The sequence below is a fragment of the Actinomadura geliboluensis genome, from assembly GCF_005889745.1.
In the GTDB taxonomy this organism is placed as follows: Bacteria; Actinomycetota; Actinomycetes; order Streptosporangiales; family Streptosporangiaceae; genus Spirillospora; species Spirillospora geliboluensis.
This window is the reverse complement of the sequence record NZ_VCKZ01000654.1, coordinates 1-2,849: the sequence shown is the minus strand read 5'-3', so window position 1 is coordinate 2,849 and position 2,849 is coordinate 1. Positions and strand designations below refer to the sequence as shown.

The 2,849-nt window shown below is 71.1% G+C and carries 5 protein-coding genes; 3 read left to right on the top strand and 2 right to left on the bottom strand.

Annotated features, from left to right (window positions below):
• Both ETD96_RS47850 and ETD96_RS43090 read right to left on the bottom strand, forming a co-directional pair.
• Window positions 1-815 (bottom strand): C40 family peptidase (locus tag ETD96_RS47850; RefSeq protein ID WP_138642241.1); only part of this gene is annotated, 815 nt, incomplete at its 3' end.
• 30 nt (window positions 816-845) lie between these two features.
• Window positions 846-1,139, bottom strand: coding sequence for a helix-turn-helix domain-containing protein (locus ETD96_RS43090; protein ID WP_138642240.1), 294 nt, complete (start codon window positions 1,137-1,139; stop codon window positions 846-848).
• A gap of 246 nt (window positions 1,140-1,385) precedes the next feature.
• Here ETD96_RS43090 and ETD96_RS43085 point away from each other — a divergent pair, with 246 nt between their 5' ends.
• The 3 genes from ETD96_RS43085 to ETD96_RS43075 are packed head-to-tail and all read left to right on the top strand — an operon-like array spanning window position 1,386 to window position 2,793.
• Window positions 1,386-1,844: a hypothetical protein gene (locus ETD96_RS43085; protein WP_138642239.1), complete on the top strand. Its 459-nt coding sequence runs from the start codon at window positions 1,386-1,388 to the stop codon at window positions 1,842-1,844.
• The gene (locus tag ETD96_RS43080) at window positions 1,838-2,149 is read left to right on the top strand and encodes a hypothetical protein (protein ID WP_205719754.1); all 312 of its coding nucleotides are present in this window, start codon (window positions 1,838-1,840) and stop codon (window positions 2,147-2,149) included. Before ETD96_RS43085 ends, ETD96_RS43080 begins: the two co-directional genes overlap by 7 nt.
• Window positions 2,150-2,199: 50 nt before the next feature.
• On the top strand, window positions 2,200-2,793 hold the full coding sequence (locus tag ETD96_RS43075; protein ID WP_138642238.1) for a DUF8175 domain-containg protein: 594 nt from the start codon (window positions 2,200-2,202) through the stop codon (window positions 2,791-2,793).
• Window positions 2,794-2,849 lie beyond the last annotated feature (56 nt).

Below are 2,849 nucleotides of genomic sequence, written 5' to 3'. Positions count from 1 at the left end.
GCGTTGGGGTTGGTGGCGAAGAACAGCAGGTCGCCGGGTTGGAGTTGGGTTCTGGGGATGTGGGTGCCGGTGTTGTATTGGTCGGCGGCGACGCGGGGTAGGCGGATGCCGGCCTGGGCCCAGGCGTATTGGGTGAGGCCGGAGCAGTCGAAGCCCTTGATGCCGGTGCCTTGGGCGAAGCCGTAGGTGGGTCCGGTGGGTCCGCCGCCGCCCCAGGAGTAAGGGGTGCCGAGCCAGCGCAGGGCGGCGCGGACGGCGGTGGCGCCGCGTCGGCTGGTGGTGGGGGTGGCGTAGCGGGCGGCTTGGGCCAGGACGTTGCGGACGTAGGTGTCGGAGTGGTTGTAGTGCCAGATCGCGCGGCGCAGGTGTGCGCCGCCTTTGCCGGCGTGGTTGGCGCACAGGTAGTGGGCGGCTCCGTGGATGGCGTCGGCGGGGTTGTAGCGGTCTTTGCGGCCGTCGTGGTCGGCGTCGACGCCGTAGGCGGTCCAGGTGGCGGCGAGGAATTGCATGGGGCCGCCGGCTCCGGCGTGGTTTTCGCCGGTGTGGACGCCGGGGGCGGTGGAGCGGCCGTGGTCGGATTCGGTCTTGCCGATGGCGGCCAGGACGTTCCAGGGCAGGCCGGGGCAGGTGTGGGCGGCGTCGAGGTACCAGCGCAGGTAGGCCGGTGGGATGTCGCGTTTGGCTTCGGCGGTGGGTGCGCCCGCCAGTTCTGAGGCGGCTCCTGCGGCCGGGTTGCGGTCGGCGGCCAGGGCGAGCAGGCCCAGCGGGAGCGCGAGGACGGCGCCGCACGCGGCGGTGACGATGGCGGCCTTCACCGGGTGGGCCGCCGGGGTGGAATGGGTTGCCTAGTCGGTGGTGTGGGCGCCGGTGCGGGCTTGGCGTTGGGCGCGGTGGCCGGCGCCCTTCTTGGGCTGAGGCTCGGTGGCTGGGTCATCGGCGGCTTCCCCGGGTTGCTGGTGGGGCTGCCGCAGCACCTCGCGGACTGCTTGCCAGGAGTAGCGGAAGTCCTTGCCGGTTTTGAGGGCGGGGATCTGCCCGGCGTTGGCCATCCGGCGGACGGTCTGGGGCGAGAGGCCGAGCTTGGTCGCGAGTTCGGCGGTGGTGAGGACGTCGGGGTCGCGGCCGGGTGTCTCGGTCATCGCTAGGGCTCCTGGGTGGGCGGTCACGGTCGTCCCTGTTCAGTGTGGTGGATGGGTGCTGCGGAAGCACGTTGTTCGGCGTGTTGACGTTCTCAGAAGTTGTTTGGCGATGCTTGCGCTCTGTCATGTTGCCACGTACGGTGATCGACCAGCAACTGTGAGCATCGATTCGGGGGTGTGCAGGTGAGTCTTCGACAGACCAGACCGATCCCGGCCGACCATGCCAGCGGCCGAGCAGGCGGCCAGGTGGGTGAGGTGCTGGACGTGGTCGTGGCCGGCACGCACGGCGGCGCGGGGACCTCCACGCTGGCGGCGCTGCTGCCGGCGGCGTGGGACATGGGGTCGATCGCGCCGCTGCTGAAGGCGGGCCGGTCGCCGCTGCAGGCCAACGGCCGCCCGGTGGTCCTGGTGGTGCGCAACACCGCAGTGGCGGCCAAGGACGCCACGACGGCGATCGGCGCGTTGCGGGACTGGGGCCAGCGGGTGGCGGCGTTGGCGGTCGTCAGTGACGGCGGTCCGGAGTCGCGGGACGCCACGGCCCGGTTCGCGCTGCTGCAAGGACGGGTCGCCGGCGTGGTGCGCGTCCCGCATGTGCGGGCGCTGCGGCTGGTGGAGGACCCGCGTGTGGTCGCTCTGCCGGGCAGAGCCCGTCAGGCCCTGGCCGAGCTCCGCCGCCTGGCCGGATGGGGGCCGCGATCGTGCTGACCTTCGTCACGCCCGCCGTGCTCGCGGCGCTGCCGCCGTTGGACGGGGATGTCGAGGTGCCTGATCCGCCTCCGGCTGCGCCGCCGGGGCTGGATCAGAAGATGGAGACGCTGCTGGCGTGGGGCAAGTGGGGCGTGCTGATCTGCGGCGTCGCCGGCTTGTTCATCTGCGCGGGGCAGATGGCCATCGGGCGCAAGAACCGGTCCACCTTCGCCGCCGACGGCGCGACGGGCATCCCGTGGGTGCTCGGCGGGCTCAGCTTGGCGGCGACGGCGGCTCCGATCGTCGGGGTGTTCTTCAAATGAGTCGAAGGCGAGAAGGCGTCCCGTGGTGGCGCCGTGGCCGGACTGTCGCGGTGGTGGTGGTCGGCGGCGGTGTCCTGGTCGGTGCGGTGGTGCCTCCGGTGTTCCGGACGGCCCCGAAGGGCACCCCGGTGGTCGTCCGGACGACGACGCATGCCGAGCAGATCGTGAACACGCCGCAGGTGTCGTTCACCGGAGTGTCGTGGCGGGACTATCACGGCGTCCTGCTCCCCTACTCGGTGCAAGACGGCCCGCACAAGACCACGGACGATCTGGCGGCAGGGTTCGCGCGAACGCCGCGCGGGGCGTTGCTGGCCGCAGTCCATATCGCCGTCCGGGCGGGCATGCAGTGGGGAACGAAGGTGTTCGAGCCGACCATCGAGCGGCAGGTCATCGGGCCCGACACCGATGTGCTGATGGATTCGACCCGCGAGGGCTACGAGAAGCGGCGCGGCAATCGGCCAGAGGGGGAGCCGCTCGGCCGCGGTTATGTGGTGCTGGAGGGGTTCCGCTGGCTGGGGTACACGCCCGAGGCGGCGAGTGTGGATCTGTTGTCGGCCGGGCCTGGGGACAGTGTGGACCGCCCCGGCGATGTTGGAGGCTCAGATTGTTGGTTCTCAGCCGGTCTAGGTCGCTGTGCCACGTGACCGGTTGAACGCTTCCTCGTACTCGCGCGGGGGAATGTTCCCGCAGTAAGAATGTA